This window comes from Frankia sp. R43, assembly GCF_001306465.1.
Taxonomy (GTDB): domain Bacteria; phylum Actinomycetota; class Actinomycetes; order Frankiales; family Frankiaceae; genus Parafrankia; species Parafrankia irregularis.
Map to the genome: position 1 here is coordinate 470,105 of NZ_LFCW01000001.1, position 19,668 is coordinate 489,772.

General features: G+C 71.0%; 12 protein-coding genes and 1 pseudogene. 9 read left to right on the forward strand and 4 right to left on the reverse strand.

Going from position 1 to position 19,668, the window contains the following annotated elements; all coding sequences use genetic code 11:
• Positions 1-600 precede the first annotated feature (600 nt).
• Positions 601-1,065, forward strand: a complete 465-nt coding sequence (locus tag ACG83_RS01595; protein WP_054564368.1) for a helix-turn-helix domain-containing protein — start codon at positions 601-603, stop codon at positions 1,063-1,065.
• Positions 1,066-1,225: 160 nt separating this feature from the next.
• Here ACG83_RS01595 and ACG83_RS01600 read toward each other — a convergent pair whose 3' ends face one another.
• Together ACG83_RS01600 and ACG83_RS01605 are read right to left on the reverse strand one after the other, a co-directional pair.
• Positions 1,226-1,762, reverse strand: a complete 537-nt coding sequence (locus ACG83_RS01600; protein ID WP_054564369.1) for a glutathione peroxidase — start codon at positions 1,760-1,762, stop codon at positions 1,226-1,228.
• A gap of 291 nt (positions 1,763-2,053) precedes the next feature.
• A complete protein-coding gene (locus ACG83_RS01605; protein ID WP_054564370.1) occupies positions 2,054-2,809 on the reverse strand; it encodes a GNAT family N-acetyltransferase in 756 nt (251 codons plus the stop codon).
• A gap of 1,232 nt (positions 2,810-4,041) precedes the next feature.
• On the opposite strand from ACG83_RS01605, the gene ACG83_RS01610 reads away from it, so the two are divergent.
• The 6 genes from ACG83_RS01610 to ACG83_RS01635 all read left to right on the forward strand — a co-directional run bounded on the left by ACG83_RS01610 (position 4,042) and on the right by ACG83_RS01635 (position 11,195).
• Positions 4,042-6,501, forward strand: coding sequence for an ATP-binding protein (locus tag ACG83_RS01610; RefSeq protein WP_054564371.1), 2,460 nt, complete (start codon positions 4,042-4,044; stop codon positions 6,499-6,501).
• A gap of 191 nt (positions 6,502-6,692) precedes the next feature.
• Positions 6,693-7,112, forward strand: coding sequence for a roadblock/LC7 domain-containing protein (locus ACG83_RS01615; RefSeq protein ID WP_006542598.1), 420 nt, complete (start codon positions 6,693-6,695; stop codon positions 7,110-7,112).
• Positions 7,109-7,468 (forward strand): DUF742 domain-containing protein, encoded by a 360-nt coding sequence (locus ACG83_RS01620; RefSeq protein WP_054564372.1) that lies wholly within the window; start codon positions 7,109-7,111, stop codon positions 7,466-7,468. Before ACG83_RS01615 ends, ACG83_RS01620 begins: the two co-directional genes overlap by 4 nt.
• Complete coding sequence (locus tag ACG83_RS01625; protein WP_054564373.1) at positions 7,449-8,057, forward strand: ATP/GTP-binding protein; 609 nt, start codon at positions 7,449-7,451, stop codon at positions 8,055-8,057. Before ACG83_RS01620 ends, ACG83_RS01625 begins: the two co-directional genes overlap by 20 nt.
• Entirely contained in the window at positions 8,054-9,481 is a 1,428-nt protein-coding gene (locus ACG83_RS01630) for a cytochrome P450 (RefSeq protein ID WP_054564374.1), read from the forward strand. The genes ACG83_RS01625 and ACG83_RS01630 overlap by 4 nt, the downstream gene beginning before the upstream one ends.
• A gap of 58 nt (positions 9,482-9,539) precedes the next feature.
• Positions 9,540-11,195: a cytochrome P450 gene (locus tag ACG83_RS01635; RefSeq protein ID WP_054564375.1), complete on the forward strand. Its 1,656-nt coding sequence runs from the start codon at positions 9,540-9,542 to the stop codon at positions 11,193-11,195.
• A 125-nt stretch (positions 11,196-11,320) separates the two neighbouring features.
• Here ACG83_RS01635 and rpsA read toward each other — a convergent pair whose 3' ends face one another.
• Both rpsA and ACG83_RS01645 read right to left on the reverse strand, forming a co-directional pair.
• Positions 11,321-12,799 (reverse strand): 30S ribosomal protein S1, encoded by a 1,479-nt coding sequence (gene rpsA, locus ACG83_RS01640; protein WP_054564376.1) that lies wholly within the window; start codon positions 12,797-12,799, stop codon positions 11,321-11,323.
• Positions 12,800-13,103: 304 nt separating this feature from the next.
• On the reverse strand, positions 13,104-14,666 hold the full coding sequence (locus tag ACG83_RS01645; protein ID WP_347280096.1) for an acyltransferase: 1,563 nt from the start codon (positions 14,664-14,666) through the stop codon (positions 13,104-13,106).
• A gap of 1,330 nt (positions 14,667-15,996) precedes the next feature.
• Here ACG83_RS01645 and ACG83_RS01650 point away from each other — a divergent pair.
• Together ACG83_RS01650 and gmd are read left to right on the forward strand one after the other, a co-directional pair.
• A pseudogene (locus ACG83_RS01650) lies at positions 15,997-18,549 on the forward strand (acyltransferase family protein); the annotation flags it as partial.
• Between the two features lie 64 nt (positions 18,550-18,613).
• On the forward strand, positions 18,614-19,615 hold the full coding sequence (gene gmd, locus ACG83_RS01655) for a GDP-mannose 4,6-dehydratase (RefSeq protein WP_006542607.1): 1,002 nt from the start codon (positions 18,614-18,616) through the stop codon (positions 19,613-19,615).
• Positions 19,616-19,668: the final 53 nt, after the last annotated feature.

Sequence of the window (19,668 nt, forward strand, 5' to 3'; positions counted from 1 at the left end):
GCGGGCCGACACACAATCGGCGGCGAACACGGCCGCGCATCCCAGGGGAAATGCGCGGCCGGCTCCGCCCCACCCGAGGGTCGACCAGGCTGGCCGGTGAGCCACCGCCGCAGGATCGCCTGACAGGTATCAGTATGAAGGACTCTGGGCCCCTTCGGCACGTGCCGATCATCGCGGTGGCACGAATCACCGTCATACTTTCTGGAAGGCCTTTCCTGCCAGCAAACCCAATGGTCGTCGATTGGCGGTCAGCCAGCCCCGGAAGCCATCGAAAAATGCTTCACGGCAACCGACCGGAGGCACTTTTCGGCACTCGGGAGACGGCGCTCGAAGTGGCCGGCCAAAGATTTGGGGATGCTCGTCGCCCTGGCGACCACCAGCCTCAGGCCCTGACTGGCAGCAGCCACAGCGACAGCGACAGCGCGTGGAGCGGCTCGAAGATCTGAGGATTCTCGCCGTGCCGGCGACCACAGTCCTCAGATCCTGCCGGGCCGCGGCAACAGCCGCCGGCGTCCAGCAACCTTGGCGGATACCGAACAGGTGGTAAGTTTGATTTCCGGACGTACCGTGTCAGGCCACGTCGGACGAGGAGGACCCGCGATGAGCAGGACGGCCCGGGAGTGCTCGATCGCGAACGCCCTCGCCGTCGTCGGGGAGCGGTGGAGCCTGCTGGCCCTGCGGGAGGTCATGCTGGGCGCACGCCGGTTCGACCAGATCGTCGAGAACACGGGCGCGAGCCGGGACATCCTGGCCGCGAGGCTGCGGTCGCTGGTCGCGGCGGGGGTGCTGGAGAAGCGCCAGTACAGCGAACATCCGCCGCGCCACGAGTACCTGGCGACGGAGGCCGGCCGGGCACTGCAGCCCGTGCTGCTGGGTCTCATGGACTGGGGCGACCGGTACGTCACGGCCGGCCCGCCGCCGACCGTGTGGCGGCATTCCTGCGGCGCCGAGCTGCGGCCACGCTGCGTGTGCGCGAGCTGCGGCGAGCAGGTGGAGGCGAACGGCGTCACGCCCGTCCGCCTCGGCGAGGTGAGGCCGGTCACCGAGGTGCGGCCGACGGGCTGACATGCGAACCGACGGGCCGACGCGCGAACCGGCTGGCCAACGCGCGAGCCGGCGGGGTCAGCCCGATTCCGCCCGGCCCATCGAGGCGGCCGGGCGGCCCGGTCCCACCGGGCGGACGAACCAGACGTCCGCCGGTGGGACCGAGGGGATCGTGCCGCTGCTACGCCAGGGCGCCGTCGAGCTCGCCGCGCAGCTCCTCGGGCGTGACGGTCGGCTCGAAGCGACGTACGACCTTGCCGTCGCCGTCCACGAGGAACTTCGTGAAGTTCCACTTGACCTCGTCGGTACCGATGGCCTCGGGCCGCGAGCGCTTGATGTGCTCGTAGAGGAAGCCCGACTCCGGCCCGAAGTCGCCGGGGGCCTCCGAGCGCAGGTAGGTGTACAGCGGAGCCGCGTCGGGCCCGTTCACCTCGATCTTGCCGAGCACCGGGAACGTCACGTCGAAGTTCGTCGAGCAGAACTCCTGGATCTCGGCGTTGGTGCCGGGCTCCTGGCCGCCGAACTGGTTGCAGGGGAAGCCGAGGACCTCCAGGCCACGGCCCTTGAGATCCCGGTAGAGCGCTTCGAGACCTTCGTACTGCGGCGTGAGGCCGCACTTGCTGGCAACGTTGACGATCAGCAGCGTCTTGCCGGCGTACTCACTCAGCGGGCGGGGGGTGCCGTCCGACGCCTCGACGGTGAAGTCATGGACAGTCATCTGCGACCTGGCTCTCGATGGGGCGGACCCGACGATCACGGGCCCGGCGGCGGGACGCCGAGTCGTCGCCGAACCAGGGCCAGGTACGACCGGTACGCCCCGGACGGCCGGAGGACCGCCTCGGGCGAGGCTGGGCGTGCGACGTGTACGGCGCGGACACATCGGACGCTACCCGGACCAGCAATATTCTGTCACCGCCGCGGTGACGGAAATCGCCGGTGAACGGGGCAGCCGAGCGAGGCGTCCGGGTGAAGCAGCCCCGGCGGGTGGAGGGCACCGAGCGGGACAGTCTCAGTGTGTCGGGGTGCGCAGCTGGACGAACGACATCTCGCGGCGGACCCGGAAGCCGAGGTCCTCGTAGAGCCGGATCGCGTCCATGTTCGAGACCATCACGTGGAGGAAGGGCCGGTCGCCACGGGCGAGGATGCCCATGGCCGTCGCCCTGATCAGGCGGGTGGCGAAACCGGCCCCGCGGTGCACCGGATCGGTGCACACGGCACTGATCTCGGTACGGCCCGGGAACCGCATCCGCTCCCCGGCCATCGCGACGAGTCGCCCGCCGCGTCGGATGCCCAGGTAGGCACCCAGTTCGATGGTGCGCCGCTCGAACGGACCCGGCTGGGTCCGGGCGACCAGGTCGAGCATCTCCGGCACGTCCTGCGCTCCCAGGCGAACCGCCTCGGGGTCCGGACGGCCGGCCACGTCATCGCCGAGCAGCTGAACGGCGGGGACCGCCATCACGATGTCCCACCCCGGCGGCGGCAGTGACCTCAGACCCGCGCAGCCGAGGAGGACACCCGGCCCCACCAGATCGGCGAGGTCGGCCCAGGCGGCCGGATCGGTGTCGTCGCTCACCGCGGCGAACGGTGAGATATCGGAGGGGTAACGCGCCGCGCGCCCGTGCACGATGGCCAGCGCAGTGTGTACGCCCGTCAGCGACGCCCAGACCGGGTTGTCGAGTGCCGCCTCCGGAGTGGTGACTGCCACCGACCCCAGCCGCGCGCCCGGCAACGCACTCGGGCTCGGGCTTGCGCCCGTCGGACCCATCCAACCTCCCACCGGCGACAGGCGCCCAGGACGCGCCCACGGTCAGACTATGCGCCGGGCCCGAAACCCGGTGAACGGCCCACCCTCGTCGCGGGCCGGCGGCCACCCGCCACCAGCTCGGCCGAATGCCGCACCGGGCCCGTCAGACAGCCCCTCAAGCGGGTCGGCGGTCGTGACGCGGGGTCCGGACGCACCCCCGCGAGAAGGGCCCGTCAACCGCGCCGTGGACCGCGCCCTGCGCCGGCCCATGGACCGGCCCGCCGCACGCCCGAGCCAACCGGGGGGCGACCGCAGGTGGCGCTCCGAACGGCGACACGCGCGACCGGCCATGGGCATCGAACTTGACAACCAGCCGAGGAACGCCCCCTCCGGGCCGTGGAACAGCCCGCACCCGGCGGCCGCACCACCCCCGTTCGGAGGGGGCCCGCCCCACGGCCCCACACCCGGCCCCGGCCGGAATGCGCTTGGAACAGGCCGGATTCTCACCCACCCGAACACCGACCGGCAGACCGAACCCGTGAACTGAGAATGAATTTAGCACATAACAGCCACGGCCGACACCGACTTAAAAGCGTCGTCGTTTCTGGCGAGAAATGGCCCGGTCAGGCCAGCGCAGCCGCCGGGAATGCCAAGCTGTCAACTCCGCGCAGCGGCGCCCCCGTTCAGCCGGGGGCCGTGCATCGGTTTCCAGCAAAACAGGATCAATCCAGATTCACTACAGAAACACAACAGAAACACTCTGATACCACTTTCGGCTATGGCCCGGAGATAGCCCGCAACGCCCGCCGCACGACCCGCCTGGGCGGTCAATAGCATGTGCGACGCGCAGATGACCTGCACTGATAGTTCGGGTTCGACCCAGGATCGACACCGGATCAACCCAGGTAGGACAGGCGCATCGGGGCGACGGCAAGGGGGCGGAGATCGACGCGGTCAGCACGGCCGGAGAGGGGCTCCAGGCCGGTGTCAATAGGCATCGGGAACCACATTTCAACGGCCACTTCACTTCATTTTTCCGCGACGCGGAGAAACATTACGGAACCATCCCGGGCGACCCCTCGAAGGCGACTCACAAGCGCCCCGGAGGGGCCTCGGGAGACATCAGCCAGCGAACGGGACAACGCGCTGCGCCACGCAAGATCCGTCGATTCTCAGCCGAATTCCCGACGGAAGTTCCTGACCGCGGCGGGCCGGCCCTGAGCCACCGACCACCGACGACGAGGACCTGATCGATGTCAGAACACGCAATCGCGCGCCATCAGGTGCGGCGACCACCGACGGTCCGCGACCTGATCGCACCGCCGATCGCCGCGGTGCTGGTGGTGATGCTCACCGGCCTCGGCATAGCCGCGGTGTCACCCACCGACGCCCGCGGGCCGGTCCTGTTCTGCGCATCCGTCGCCGCCATAGTCGTCGGGCTGGCGAGCGTCTTCGCGGTCCGCAACCGGCAGATCGCCATGGAGCTGCGCGGCCGGGTCGTCACGCTCGAAACGAAGGTCAAGACCTCCACCGCGCAGACGGAACGGCTGTCCCGGGAGGTGCTCCCCCTCGTCGTCACCCGCCTGCGTGAGGGCGCCACCGCCCAGGCCGCCCTCGGGGAGGCGCCGCGAGGTACCGACGGCGCACACCTACACATTCTGCGCACCGTGACAGAGGAGGTCAGCCGCGGCGAACGGATGCGCTCCGCCGCGATGGCCGCCTGCGCGAGCGCCGCCGGCCGCATGCAGGCGTTGAGCACCGCCATGCTCGCCGACCTTCGCACCATGGAGGAACGGCACAGCGAGGAGGTTCTCGGCGACCTGCTGCGGCTCGACCACCTCACCGCCCAGGCGGGGCGCCTCGCCGACAGCATCGCCGTTCTCACCGGCGGGCGTTCGGGTCGTCGCTGGACCAAGCCGATCGTCATGGAAAGCCTGCTGCGCGGGGCGATGGGACGGATCAGCGCCTACCAGCGGGTCCGGCTCCACTCGACCAGCACCGTGGCCGTGGTCGGCTACGCCGCCGAGGGCGTGATGCACACGCTCGCGGAACTCATGGACAACGCCACCAGCTTCTCGCCGCCCTCCGAAGAGGTGCACGTCTACGTCGAGGAGGTGCAGGCCGGCGTCGTCATCACCATCGAGGACGGCGGCCTGGTCATGGGGCAGGCAGCCCTCGAACGGGCCGAACGCGCCGTCTCGGCGGAATCGCTCGACCTGACCAACCTCTCCGGCACCCGGCTGGGCCTCGCGGTCGTCGGCGTGCTCGCCCGCAAACACGGTCTGACGGTGTCCTTCCGCCCGTCGTCGCGCGGCGGAACCGGTGCCATCGTGATGGTTCCGCGCCAGCTCATCACCGCGCCGAGATCGGTGGAGCCACCGCCCACGATCAGCGACGCGACGGACGCGGCGACCACGGGCCTGCGCACCGCCGTGGCGGCCCGAGCCCCACGGGCCCTGCCGCCCGCGGCCGCCGACGACCGGCACAGCCGAAGCACGGCCGCGTCGGACCCCGGCTTCAACCGGCAGCGGCAGGGGGCGGGCGGCGGCGGTGACCTGGCGAACCACCAGCCACGCAGACCGGATCCGTCCGAGTTCGTCACGGCCCTGGGTGCGCTTCCCACCCGTGAACCAGGCGCCTTCCCGACCCGCGCCGCTACCAGGAACGCTCCGAGCACGGAGCAGACCCACGCCCACCCCCACGTCGCGCTCGACGCCGGGCCGAGCGGCCCCGCGGACACCGCAGCCGCCACCGGCATCGATGCCGTCACCACCCGGATCACCCTGCCCAAGCGAGCCCGCGGCCAGTCCCTCACCGCCAGTACCCGCGCGGCCGGCCCCGCCGTCTCCCGCCCGCGCTCACACCGGGCCCGTCGCAACTCCATCGCGAACTTCGCCGCGTTCCGTCGAGCCATGCGCGCCGCCAGCGCGACCAGGTCGACCACAACGCGCCCGGCGGCTCCTGGTCCGACGCCGGCGAGCCCGCAGATGCCGACCCAGGGGACGGCGGAGCTGGCAATGCCGGGACCGGGCATGCCGGGGCTGGGCATGCCGGGGCTGGGCATGCCGGGGCTGGGCATGCCGGGCCCTGCGGCGCCGTTCGGCCCGACAACGGGCACAGCGTCCGCGACGAACCCGGCGCCCATCGACGCGGAAACCACCGTCTCCGCGGAGCAGTTCGAGATGGCGGCGCTGGCGGAGCTGATCGAGATGGCGGAGCTGGCCGCGGCCCGCGCCTCGGACGAGGCCCCGGCCATGCCGACGGACGCACCTGAGCCGGGCCCGGAGCTGGCCACGACCGTGCAAGCGGAGAGCTTCGCCGCCGCGGTCGGCCCGGCCCCCATGGCCGACACCGCCGCCGCCGACGACGTCGCCGCCGCCGCCGACGACGTCGCCGACGCCGACGCCGACGCCGCTGCTGCGACCGTGCAGGCCTCCGAGACCGCGACGACCTCCGAGACCACGCGGGGCTCCGCTACCGGGGAGCTGCCCGCGGCGGCGACAGACAGCTCCGGGTCGGCCGTGACCGACATCGAGGACAGCCGGCCACCGGCCACGCCCGCACCCGGCCCGACCGCCGGCCCCAGCCCGGATGGAGGGGCCGGAGCGGGGGCGGGGGCCTCAGCTGGGGCCGGCTCGAAGCCGCCGCTGGCTCCGACGCGCGTCGGGTCCGCGCCGACCCGACGCAGCCGGCCGACGAGGACGTCCCGGTGAGGACGTCCCGGTGAGTGGCACCGGCTGCCCGCTGGCCGACCGGACCGGACCGGTTCGGTCAGCCAGCGGGGACATCCCGATCAGAACCTTCCCGACCTGGCCTTTCCACGACGACCAGACCAGCACTGGACGACCAGATTGGAGGCAGGGGCAACCCGGGCGGGCCCACCGCACGGCACCCCGCAATCCCGATGAATACCACTGAGAGCGATCTTGACTGGCTGCTGGAGAACCTCCTCGCGCGTACCCCGGGAACGCACCATGCCCTGGTGCTGTCCCGGGACGGGCTCAAGCTGTGCCGGTCATCGGGCCTGAGCATCGACCAGGCCGACCAGCTCTCCGCGATCGCCTCGGGCATCCAGAGCCTCGCGCACGGAGCGTCCATCGAGTTCGGGGACGGCACCGGCGGGGTTCGGCAGTCGATGACCGAGTTCCACGGCGGCCTGCTGTTCATCGTCGACGCCGGCCAGGGCGCCCACCTGGCGGTGATCGCGACCGACGACGCGGACGCCGGCATCATCGGCCACAACATGAGTGAGCTGGTCGAACAGATCGGCGAATACCTGAGCGCCGCACCCCGCGGGCCCGTCCAGCCCGCCGGACAGCCGTGATCCGACGGCTCGTCGACAGCGAGGACCCGGACCGGCTGTACACCCTCACCGGTGGTCGCAGCCGGGCCGGACGCACCGCCTTCGACCTCGTCACGCTCGTCACGAGCAGAGCGGACCCCGCCCCCGGGATGCAGTCCGAACACATTCGGATCCTGCGGGTCTGCCGGGCCCCTACCGCAGTGGTCGAACTCTCGGCGGATCTGAAGCTCCCCGTGAGCATCGTGAAGATCCTGCTCTCCGACCTGTTGGAGAGGGGCCTGATCGCGGCAAGCCACCCCTCCACCCCGACCGATCCGCTTCAACTTCCCGATCCCGCGTTCCTGAAGCAGGTGCTCGTTGGACTCCAGAAGCTCTGAGGTCGCCGTCCGGCCGCCGCTGCAGACCACGGCCAAGGACGGCGTCAAGATCGTGATCGTCGGCGGATTCGGCGTCGGCAAGACCACGATGGTCCGTTCCGTCAGCGAGATCCGCCCACTGAGCACCGAGGAGGTGATGACCGAGGCCGGCGTCGGCATCGACGACCCCGGCGCGGTCACGGACAAGAACACCACCACCGTCGCGTTCGACTTCGGACGCATCAGCCTGGACGCGCAGATGGTGCTGTACCTGTTCGGCGCGCCCGGTCAGGAACGGTTCTGGTTCCTGTGGGACCGCCTGTTCGCCGGCACCATCGGCGCGGTGGTGCTCGTCGACACCCGCCGGGTCTCCGACTCCTGGTATGCGATCGACCGGCTGGAACACCACCGGATGCCGTTCATCGTCGCGAGGAACAACTTCGGCGAGCCCGAGCACTCGCTCGAGGACCTGCGCGAGGCGCTGTCCCTCTCCCCCGACGTGCCCGTCATCGACTGCGACGCCCGGCACCGCTCGTCCAGCAAGGACGTGCTGATGACGCTCGTACAGCACCTCTACGAGCAGGCCTCCGCCCGCAAGGAGGCCTCATGACCACGATGCTCGGTCCGGGTGCGGGCGCGGGGCCGGCTCCGCGCCCGGGCGTGGGCCGCGGCCGCTCCGACATCGCCCCGGTGCGGCGCCCGCAGGCCCGGGGCCACCGCGACCCGCGTCCCAATCCGGCCTCGAACCCGCACCGCACCCCCACTCCCACCCCTGCCGCCGCGCCCGGCCCGGTGATTCCGGTGACGTTCGACGGCACCCGGCACGCCTGGCTGGTCCTGGGGTACCGCGAGCTGCACTACGTCCTGAGCAGCCCGGAGATCTTCACCAGCGATCCGCGTAACCGGGCCCGCCGGGAGAACATCCCGGCGGACTGGGCGCCGCTCCCCGGGCTGGGCCGGCGCCCCTCGCTGCTCCACACCGACAGCGAGGACCATCAGCGCCGCTACCAGGCGGTCAACGACGTCCTGGGCGAGGTGGACGTATTCCTCCTGCGCGCGCGGGCCGAGGCCATCACCGACAGCGTGATCGACGACTTCGCCGGGCTCGGCTCGGCCGATCTGGTCGCGTCGTTCGCGCACCAGGTGCCCGCCCTGGTCCTGGCCTCGCTGTGCGGACCGGACGACCTCGACGCCACCCAGATCGCCGAGGACCTCGTCGACCTGGTCGACATCGGCGCGGACGCCGCCCGCGGCCACCGCCAGCTCGTCGCCCGGCTGCGCGACCTGCTCGACATCCGGCTGGACGAGCCCCCCACCGAGGACATCATCTCCGGCCTGATCGACCATCCGGCCGAGCTGACGGACGACGAGATCGTCGAGGATCTCGCGGTCACCCTCGGCTTCGGGATGCGGACGGTGGCCGGCTGGATCGGCAACTCGCTGCGGCTGCTGCTCACCGACGGGTCCTTCGCGCTGGAGCTGTCCGGCGGGCGGCGCAGCGTCATGCAGGCACTCACCCGGGTCCTGTGGGAGGACACCCCCCTGCAGATCACCGCCGGCCGCTGGGCGACCCGCGACATCCAGCTCGGTGGCCAGCGGATCAGGGCCGGGGAGATGGTCGCGCTCGGCCTCGCGGCCGCGAACTCCGATCCCCGGGTCCGCCGCGACCACGCCTCGGGCCCGCCGGCCGGGTGCGGCGCCGCGTCCGCCCACAACCACCGCCCCGGCCCCATCCAGCAGGGCGCCGGACACCACGCCGGCAACGCCGCCGACGCCGACGCCGACGCCGACGCCGACGGCACTGTCACGACGTCCGGGCCCAACAGCGCGCACCTGTCCTTCGGGCACGGTGCGCACCGCTGCCCGTTCCCCGCGCAGGAGATCGCCGAGGTCATCACACGGACCGCCGTCGAGGTGCTCCTCGACCGGCTGCCCAACGTCCGGCTCGCCGTCCCCGCGGGCGCGCTGGCCTGGCGACGCACCGCGTGGAACAGGGCACTGACCGCCCTGCCGGTCCGGTTCAGCCCAGTTTGACGTCCGCGACTGGCCGCGCCGCACGGCATCACGCTGAAACCGAGCCCGGAGACCACCGATGACCGATCCCCACTCACGCCAGCCCGGCGCCTGCCCGAGCGGCATGCCCCGGCCGCTGAGCGGCGCGCGCCAGTACAGCCCACTGCGCCAGTACGGCACGTCCTGCCCGGCGCCGAGCACCACCCGGCGCGGCGAGGCTCCCGGAACCGGCAGGACCCGCGGGTCGGCCGGGCCGGGCTCGTCCAGCTCCCCGGCCGTGCCGGCCGCACCAGCCACACCAGCCGCGTCCACCGCGTCCGCGATGCCCGCATCGTCCGCTCCGCCGGGAACGGCCGATGCGCCCACCACCGCGCTCGGGTTCCCCGGCACGCCCGGCGCCACCGCGGCCGGCCCACCGGAGCCCCGACGTCCCGGCTCACCGCCAGTGCCGCCCATCGCGCCACCCGGTGAGCGGGACCGCGGCCAGGAACCGGCGCGCCAGCCCGCCGACCGGTCGACGTTCGAGGCCCGCTGGCCCGCGCACCACGGCGCCGCCCGGCTGCCCGCCGAGGGACCCGGCAACCGGCGCGCCGCCTTCTACCACCAGATCAGGGACGAGCACGGGCCGGTCGCGCCGGTCCTGCTCGAAGGTGACATCCCGGCCTGGCTCGTCCTGGGCTACCGGGAGGTCGTCTACGTCGCGGGGACGCCCGCCCTGTTCGGGCGGGATGCCCGGATCTGGAACGCCTGGGATCTGGTCCCGTCGGGCTGGCCCCTGCAGCCGATCGTCGGCCAGCGGCCCTCCCTGCGCAGCCTCGACGGGCCCGCCCACACCCGGCGGCTGGCGGCGATCGGTGACGTGGTCGGCCGGTTCGAGTCGCACGACCTGCGCGCCCGGGTGACCCGTGGCGCGGACACCCTGATCGACGCGGTGGCGGGCAACGGCCGGGCGGAGCTGATGAGCCAGTACGCCGGCCCGCTGCCCGCGATGGTCAACGCCGAGATGTGGGGGCTGCCCGCCGGCGACCTGACCGCCCTGGCCCGGGATCTGACCCTGCTCGTCAGCGGTGGCACCGGAGCCCGCGACGCGCGCCGCCGGGTCCACGCGATGCTCGTGCGGGTCGTGCGCCGCCGCCGTGACCAGCCCTGCGACGACGCCGTCTCAGCGCTGATCGCGCACCCGGCGGAGCTCACGGACGAGGAGATCGTCGAGGACGTCATGGCGACCCTGACCGTGGCCCAGGCACCGACCGCCGACTGGATCGGGAACACCCTTCGCCTGATGCTCACCGACGACCGGTTCGCCGTGGATCTGGCGGGCGGCCGGCTCAGCGTCGGCGGCGCCATGGCCGAGGTCCTCTGGGCGGACCCGCCGATCCAGAACCTGGTCGCGCGGTGGGCTCGTCGTGACCTCCGGCTCGGCGGGCGGTGGATCCGCTCCGGCGATCTCCTCATTTTCGGCCTCTCAGCGGCGAACACCGATCCGCGGGCGCGTCCGCGCGAGTCCGGCCGGGCCGCCGGCAACAACGCCCACCTGGCATTCGGCCACGGCGAGCACCGCTGCCCCTTCCCCGCGCAGATGGCAGCCGAGACGATCGCGACCACGGCCGTCGAGGTCCTGCTCGATCGCCTCCCCGACCTGGAGCTCGCGGTGGAGCCCACGGCGCTGCTGTGGCGCCCCTCGGTCTGGGTGCGTGGCCTCGCCACCCTGCCGGTCCGGTTCACATCGCCCTGACCGGTACCGGTCCGCGTGACTGATCCGAAGCCCGGAAAAACCTCAGGGCCCGTGGGGAAACCCACGGGCCCTGAGGTTTGGTGCTGGTCACCAGCGCCGGGAGCACCAGGTGCTCCCTCGCCGGACTACTCCCTGCCGAACTGCTCCCGAAGCCGCCGCAGCGCCTCCTCGTCGATCGCCGAAGCGGGCTGCTCCGACTGCGAGGTGTAGGAGGACGGCGCCGCAGCTGCCGCGTCCGCCTCCTGCGCCGCCCGGATCTGGGCCTGGTGGGCCTCGTACCGGGTCTGGGCCTCGGCGTACTGCCGCTCCCACTCGGCCTGCTGCTCCTCGAAGCCCGGCAGCCATTCGCCGGTCTCGGGGTCGAAGCCCTCGGGGTAGACGTAGTTGCCCTGCTCGTCGTACTTGGCTTCCATGCCGTACTGGCTCGGGTCGAACGTGTCGCCCTCACCGGCCAGCGCGGAGGCCTCGTTGGCCTGCTTGAGCGAAAGGCTGATCCGACGGCGGTCGAGGTCGATGTCGATGACCTTGACGAGGATCTCGTCGCCGACGTTCACAACCTGCTCGGGGATCTCGACGTGGCGCTCGGCCAGCTCCGAGATGTGCACCAGGCCCTCGATGCCCTCGTCCACCCGGACGAACGCACCGAACGGCACGAGCTTGGTAACGCGGCCGGGCACGACCTGGCCGATCGCGTGGGTCCGGGCGAACTGACGCCACGGGTCCTCCTGCGTCGCCTTCAGCGACAGGGAGACCCGCTCGCGGTCCAGGTCGACGTCGAGGACCTCGACCGTGACCTCCTGGCCGACCTCGACCACCTCGGACGGGTGATCGATGTGCTTCCAGGACAGCTCGGAGACGTGCACGAGACCATCCACGCCACCCAGGTCCACGAAGGCACCGAAGTTGACGATGGAGCTGACCACGCCCTTGCGGATCTGGCCCTTGGCAAGCTGCGCCAGGAACTCCGAGCGCACCTCGCTCTGGGTCTGCTCCAGCCAGGCGCGGCGGGAGAGAACCACGTTGTTGCGGTTCTTGTCCAGCTCGATGATCTTGGCTTCGAGCTCACGGCCCACGTAGGGCTGAAGGTCGCGGACGCGACGCATCTCCACGAGCGAGGCGGGGAGGAAGCCACGCAGGCCGATGTCGAGGATGAGACCACCCTTGACGACCTCGATGACGGTGCCGGTGACGACGCCGTCCTCCTCCTTGAGTTTCTCGATCGTGCCCCAGGCGCGCTCGTACTGGGCGCGCTTCTTGGACAGGATCAGACGACCTTCCTTGTCCTCCTTCTGGAGAACAAGGGCCTCGACGTGGTCGCCGACCGAGACGACCTCGTGCGGATCGACGTCGTGCTTGATCGAGAGCTCCCGCGACGGGATGACGCCCTCGGTCTTGTAGCCGATGTCGAGGAGCACCTCGTCGCGGTCCACCTTGACGATGACGCCGTCGACGATGTCGCCGTCGTTGAAAAACTTGATCGTCTTGTCGACCGCGGCGAGGAAGTCCTCGGCCGAGCCGATGTCGTTGACCGCAACCTGTGGTGTGGTCGGGCTGTGCGAGGTGGTCACGGTCTCCACGGGTCGTACGTCGGTGGTGCTCGTCAAGGGGTCGGCTCCGACTGGGAATCGTCTCTTCGCGCGAGGGCCGGATCGAACCGCCGGGACGGAGGGACAGGCACCGCAAGAACGACACTGTCAGAACCGAAAGCGACTGCTCGAGTGGATCCGCTCGGTCTGAGACCCACGAACCCTCGTGCAACTCCCAAGTCTAGGGAGCGGTGTCCCTGGAGGTCAACGGGAGCAGCCACCGACTCGAAGTCGATCGGCCGGATCGCCGGCTCAGCCGGCCATCTCGTGGCCACCCAGCGGCCATCCCGCTCACCCTTTGACGCTCACATAGTACGAAAAGTCACCTGGTCTCGTCCTCGAGTTGACTGTGAAAGTGTCCACGTCGACCCTCGGGCGTTCCGCCCGGGGACGGCTGGCGCGACCGCGCGTCACGCCGATCCCGGCGGCCGAATCCCCGGTGGGCGGCCCGGGGAGCAGGTGCGCCCGGGGTGTCCTCGGGAGGCACCCGGGTGGCGGGCACGTCGCCGGATCGAACCTGTCCCGCCCCGCCGATCCGCAGCGGCATCGTCCGTGCCGGGTCACCGTCCACCGCACCGGCGGCGACGCCGCCCACACCGAGGTGTCCGCCATCCGACACCGCGACGCCGCGCGTCAGGCCGGTCGCCAATGGCGCCGTGGTGCCTGGCCCGGCTGCCTGGCCGACCCGCCCGCCCGGCCTCGAACGGGCCCGCAGCCGGCCCACCAGCCACCGCCCCAGCGCGATGAACGGGCGCTCGACCAGCAGGTAGGTCACCGCGGAGACGGCGCAGGTCAACCCCAGGACCATGAGGAAGAACGGCCAGAAGGGGCGCGCGCCGTCGGCCGGGCTGATGTGCTCGACGACGACGTCGATGACGGTGGTGTGCCACAGGTAGATGCCGTACGAGATCATCCCGAGCCAGGCCATCGGGCGGCAGGCGAGGAACCTGCGCACCAGGCCGCGGTCGCTCGGCCCGAACACCGCGGGCAGGAGCAGGAAGAATCCGGTCAGGCCGTAGAAGAGGTGGCGCCCCATGTCCTGGCCGCGGTCCGGGATGAACAGCGGGCTGCGGGGCAGCCCGAGCTGCGTGCTCGAGAACCAGTAGAAGAACGCCGCTGCCAGTACGCAGGCGGCCCCGAACCAACGCCACTGCGCCCAACGCGGCGAGCGCCCGTTCTGCGTGTACCAGGCGGACAGGACCGCGAGCAGCATGCCCATGGCGAACAGGTCCCACCAGACCGGCAGCCAAACCGTCCAGCCGTCCGCCCACCAGATGTCGGACCCGATCAACTTGTAGTGCAGCACCCGGCTGATGACGAAAATCACCGCGAGCGCGGCGAGCTCGACCCTCAGCTGGGCGCGGGGGGAGCGCCGCCGGCGGACGAGCAGCCAGGCGTAGAGCGGGATCGAGAGGTAGAACGCGAACTCGATGTTGAGGGTCCAGGCCTGGGTCAGGCCCTGGATCGCGGTCTCCTTGCGGTAGCCCTGCGCGAACAGGGCGGTCTGCACCAGCCCCTTGAGACCGTGGACGCCCATCCGCTCGTCCGGCACGACGTTCAGCGCGACCGCGAGCGCCAGCCAGTAGAGCGGGATGATCCGCAGCAGGCGACGGACGAAGAAGGCCGGGGCGTCGGGAGCCCGGCGACCACTGAGGTGCGCGGCGGCGAACGGCCGGTAGAGCAGGAAACCCGAGATCAGGAAGAAGATCTCCACGCCGATCTCGCCCCGGGCCACGTAGGTCCCGATCGCGTTGTCGCCCGTGGTCAGCCCGCTGTAGAAGGCCACGTGGACGACCAGCACCAGCAGCGCGGCGATCCCACGCAGCCCGTCGAAGCCGGGGAACACCACGGGCGGGCCTGACCGGGCCTCCGACCGCCCCGTCACCTCCGCCGATCCGGATGATCCGGATGTTTCAGTCGGTTCGGCGCCGGCCGGCCCACGCCGGGACTCCACGGCGGGCCCCGCACCATCGGTGACAGCACCGGCACCAGCGCCAGCACCGGCGAAGGCCACGCTTTTCGTGGCAACGCCGAGCTTGCCTCGGAAGCCGGCGGTCATCTATCCCGACCGCCACTGTCGGTGATGTCAGGCACGCACGCAAGGTACCAGGAGGTACCACGCGCGGGCCCCGCGCAAGCGTGACGGGGACCGCTACCGACCTCGCCGCGAGCGCCCGTTTCCCCCGGCATCCAGCGAAAATCCTGACCGGACGGCGCCTGGTGAAGCCCGCCACGGCCAGCCGGCGCGGCCTGCGCCTTTCTCCGGGGCGGCACGCGACCATACAGAGGACCAGCACGGACAGTAGTGACTTGGCAAGATTGCGCCGCAACTGATCGCAGTGCGTTTAGTGCGGATCGCACGAAGCGCCACCGCGGTGGCGCCAGCGACGCGGAGCGGCTACACCCGGCACGCACTAACACCCATATACCGACATACAACGACCAGCACCAACGATCGCGAATGCTCAACGGAGGACGTATACATCGGAAGTGGTGGTCAATTAATCAACGGGTTGAGCTGTGCGACCAGCCGACCGGCTAACGTGGATGCCGCGCCGTCCGGCCGGCGGACGACGAGCGGCGCGCCTGACCCCAGCCTCGCCAGCCGAACGGGCCACTACGCTGAACTGCGCCGACGGTGCCAGCAGTCCCGCCACAGGCCCTCCGGTCAGCCCGGCCAGGCAGCCCATCCGCCCATGCGCAATGGGCTTCCGTCGTGCCGATCAACACACTGGACAGCTCGAGCCTTGCCACCCATCAGTGTCGTCGGACGATCCCTTCGTCGTAGCCTCGACGCCGTGGTACCGCCGGGACGACAACTGGGTGAATCCGACGGGCAAGGATGATTCCGAGTTTTCTCCCCCGACCACAGCGAGGTGACGTCGAGCCCATCCAGGACAGGCAATGGCAATGTGGATGCCGGCCGGGGCACATCGCCGGCGCAACCGTGACCACGCGGCCGGGCGACAAACTCGTTTCCCGCGACGACACGGCGAAATCCGGCGGACCGGGCAGTCGGGCCGGGCCGACGTCGGTCGACCCGGCCAGCCCTCGATCCGCGTCAAAGGCGGACCCGCGAGCAGGCGCCTGCCTCACATCGGGCATCGTGGTCGTAACGGACATTGCACCCAGGCCGGGAGATCGTTCCTGGTCAGCCGCGTGCCGAGCCCAGGATCCGCGGGTCACCGGATCGACGGGCCAGGTAACAACGACTCGGAAAGGGGACTGGGCTGAGCCGCCGAGAGATCGACACCCACCCGCTGGCCCGCCCCCGACGCGGCAGTTCGCGGGAAGGCCGGGCCACCACCAGGACTGGCTCGCGCCGGGAGCGTGACCGCGCCGTGGGCTCCGACCAGCTGACCACCGGCCTTTCACCCGACCAGAACCGCCTCGACCGCGGTCGCCTCGACGCCGCGTACCAGCGGGACGCCGTCCCCGACCCTGATGGTCGGCTGCGCACGGCGACCGGCTACCGGGGCGAGGACACCGAGCGGATCGAGCGCACCTCCGCCCGGACCCGGATACCGGGACCCCCCCGGCCATCGGCACGCACCCGGCCACCGACGCAGCCGGGCCCGCCCGAGACCGGCCCGATGGAGACCGGCCCGGTGCGTCCCAGCCTGCGCAAGAGCGGCCCACGGAAGGCCGCTCCGACGGACTCCGGCCCGCGGGAGACCGGCGTGCCGCGGCCCAGCAGCTCTCCAGAGACCGGCCCGACCGACACCGGCCCGATGGAGACGGGCCCACTCACGGCTCCGGTCCTCGCGCCGCTCGGCCACTCCCCCGCGCTGGACGGCCTGCGGGCACTGGCGGTCATGAGCGTCATGGCCTACCACGCCGGTCTGAGCTGGATGCCGGGCGGGCTGCTCGGCGTCGACGCCTTCTTCGTGCTCTCCGGATTCCTGATCACCGGCCTGCTGGTCACCGAGTACCGCGCGACCAGGCGCATCGACCTCAGGTCGTTCTGGATCCGGCGCACCCGCCGGCTGATGCCGGCGCTGCTGACCATGATGCTCGGGGTGGCGGCCTATGCCCGCTGGGTAGCGGCTCCCAGCGAGGTCGCGACGTTGCGCATGGACGCGCTGGCGACCCTCGGCTACGTCGCCAACTGGCGCTTCGCGCTGTCGGACCAGAGCTACTTCGATCATCTCTCCACCCCGTCGCCGCTGCTGCACACCTGGTCGCTGGCGGTGGAGGAGCAGTTCTACGTGCTGTGGCCGCTGTGCGTCTACCTGCTGATGTGGCAGACCGGACGGACGGTGACCCGCTGGCGCAACCAGCGCCGCCGGGCCCAGACCCTGATCCTCACCGTGGCGGTTCTCGGGGCGGAGGCCTCGGCGCTGCTCGGGCTGTTGCTGGTCCTGCTCGACAGCGACGAGTCCCGGATCTACTACGGCACGGACACCCGTGCCCAGGCACTGCTCGCCGGCGCGGCCCTCGCCGTCTGGCGGATCCAGCGGCGGACTCCGCTCACCGCGCGGACGAAGAAGGGCCTGGCGGTCGTCGGGTGCCTGGCGGGCCTGGCGATGCTCGCGATCTGGGCGACCGTCGACGGGGAGAGCCGGGTGCTGTACACCGGCGGCTTCCTCGGCGTGGCGGTCGTCGTGATGCTGCTGATCGCCTCGATCATCGAGGTGCCGACCGGGCCGGCCGCGAAAGTGCTCTCCTGCGCCCCGCTGCCTGCCATCGGTCGGGTCTCCTACGGGCTCTACCTGTGGCACTGGCCAGTCTTTCTGACCGTCACCGCCGGCCGCACCGGGCTGAGCGGCCCGGCGCTGCTCGCCGCCCGGGTCGCTGTCACGGCGGCGATCACCATCGCGTCGTTCCACCTGGTCGAGAACCCGATCCGGCGTGGGAAGATCCGCTTCCCCCGGCCGCGGCTCACCGTTCCCGCCTCGATCGGCGCCGTCGTCGCCGTCGTCATGGTGGCGACGATCGCGGATCCCGCCGCCGGACGTGGCGCGGCCGATCTGGAACGCCTGGCACAGCAGGCCGCGGTCGCGGCGCCACCGACGCCGCGCGCCGAGCCCGCCTCCGGTGGCCGGACCCTGCGCGCGATCATGGCCGGCGACTCGCTCGCGCTCACGCTGGGTTTCAGCCAGTTCACCGTCACCGCGGCGGACCAGGGGATGGAGGTCCGCGACGCCTCCGAGCTCGGCTGCGGCGTCTCCCGGGCACAGCCGAGGTACCTCATGGGCGAGCGGGACTATCCGCAGGCGAGCTGCGTCAACTGGCCCAACCGGTTGCGGCAGAAGGTCGACGAGGTCCACCCCGACGTCGCACTGCTGCTGGTCGGCCGGTGGGAGGTCACCGACCAGGTGTACAACGGTCGCCGGACGCACATCGGCGATCCCGCCTTCGACGCCTACCTGGGGCGGGAGCTCGATCTGGCGATCACCACGCTCTCGGCCGGCGGGGCGAGGGTGGTCCTTCTCACCACCCCCATGTTCAGGAAGGACGAGGCGGCTGACGGCAGTATCTACCCGGAGACCAGGCCGGACCGGGTGATCGCGTTCAATGCCCTGCTACGCCAGGCAGCCGCCCGGCACTCCGCGGTGACAACCGTGATCGATCTCGCGGCGATCCTCAGCCCGGACAACCAGTACCGCGACGAGATCGACGGCGTACAGGTACGCGACGACGACGGCGTGCACATCAGCAACGGTGGTGGCGCACGGGCAGGTGATGTCATTGTGCCTCAGCTTGTACGGATGCTCCGCCCGGCAACGACTGGCGGCGCGGGCACGCCGAGCCCGGTACCCGAGTGACCTCGTCGCTTTACCTGGCGCTAACCTTCCGCAGCAGTACTCCACGGTCCACAGGAGGATGATCGTGCCTCGCGCACTGATTACGGGAATCACCGGCCAGGACGGCTTGTACCTGGGTGAGCTGCTGGTCGGGCGCGGTTATGAGGTGTTCGGCCTGGTGCGCGGGCAGTCGAACCCGAAGGTCGCGACGGTGGAGCGGGTGGTGCCCGGGGTGGTGCTCCTGGAGGGGGATCTCACCGATCTGCCGTCGTTGATCGGTGCCGTGGAGATCTCTCAGCCGGACGAGGTGTACAACCTGGGTGCGATCTCCTTTGTGGGTCTCTCCTGGAAGCAGGCGGAGCTGACCGGCGAGACCACCGGAATGGGAGTTTTGCGGGTTCTGGAGGCATTGCGGATCGCGGCGGGTAACGATCTGTCGCGCGTGCGCTTCTACCAGGCGTCCTCGTCGGAGATGTTCGGGAAGGTGCGGGAGACCCCGCAGCGGGAGACGACACCATTTCACCCGAGATCGCCGTACGGGGTGGCCAAGACATTCGGGCACTATCTGACGGTGAACTATCGCGAGTCATACGGGTTGTTCGCGTGTTCGGGGTTGCTGTTCAACCACGAGTCGCCGCGGCGCGGGATCGAGTTCGTGACGCGGAAGATCTCGCGGGCGGTGGCGCGGATTTCGCTGGGGTTGCAGGACTCGGTGTCACTGGGAAATCTCGAGTCGCGGCGGGACTGGGGTTTCGCCGGGGATTATGTGGACGCGATGTGGCGGATGCTGCAGCAGGACGTCCCGGACGACTTCGTGGTCGCGACGGGTGAGACGCACAGCATCCGGGAGCTGTTGGATGTGGCGTTCGCGCGGGTGGGGATCGAGGACTGGTCGGAGTACGTGCGGGTCGATCCGCGGTTCTTCCGGCCGGCGGAGGTCGACGTGCTGGTCGGTGACGCGTCCAAGGCGCGTGAGGTCCTGGGGTGGAAGCCGCGGGTGGGCTTCCACGAGCTGGTTGAGATGATGGTCGACGCCGACCTCGCCGCCGAGGCCGCAGCCGCGGGACAGACGCTGACGAACAGGTGACTGATGCTGCCCGGACACTCATGTCGGGACGCGTGCGAAAGGCCCGCATCCCA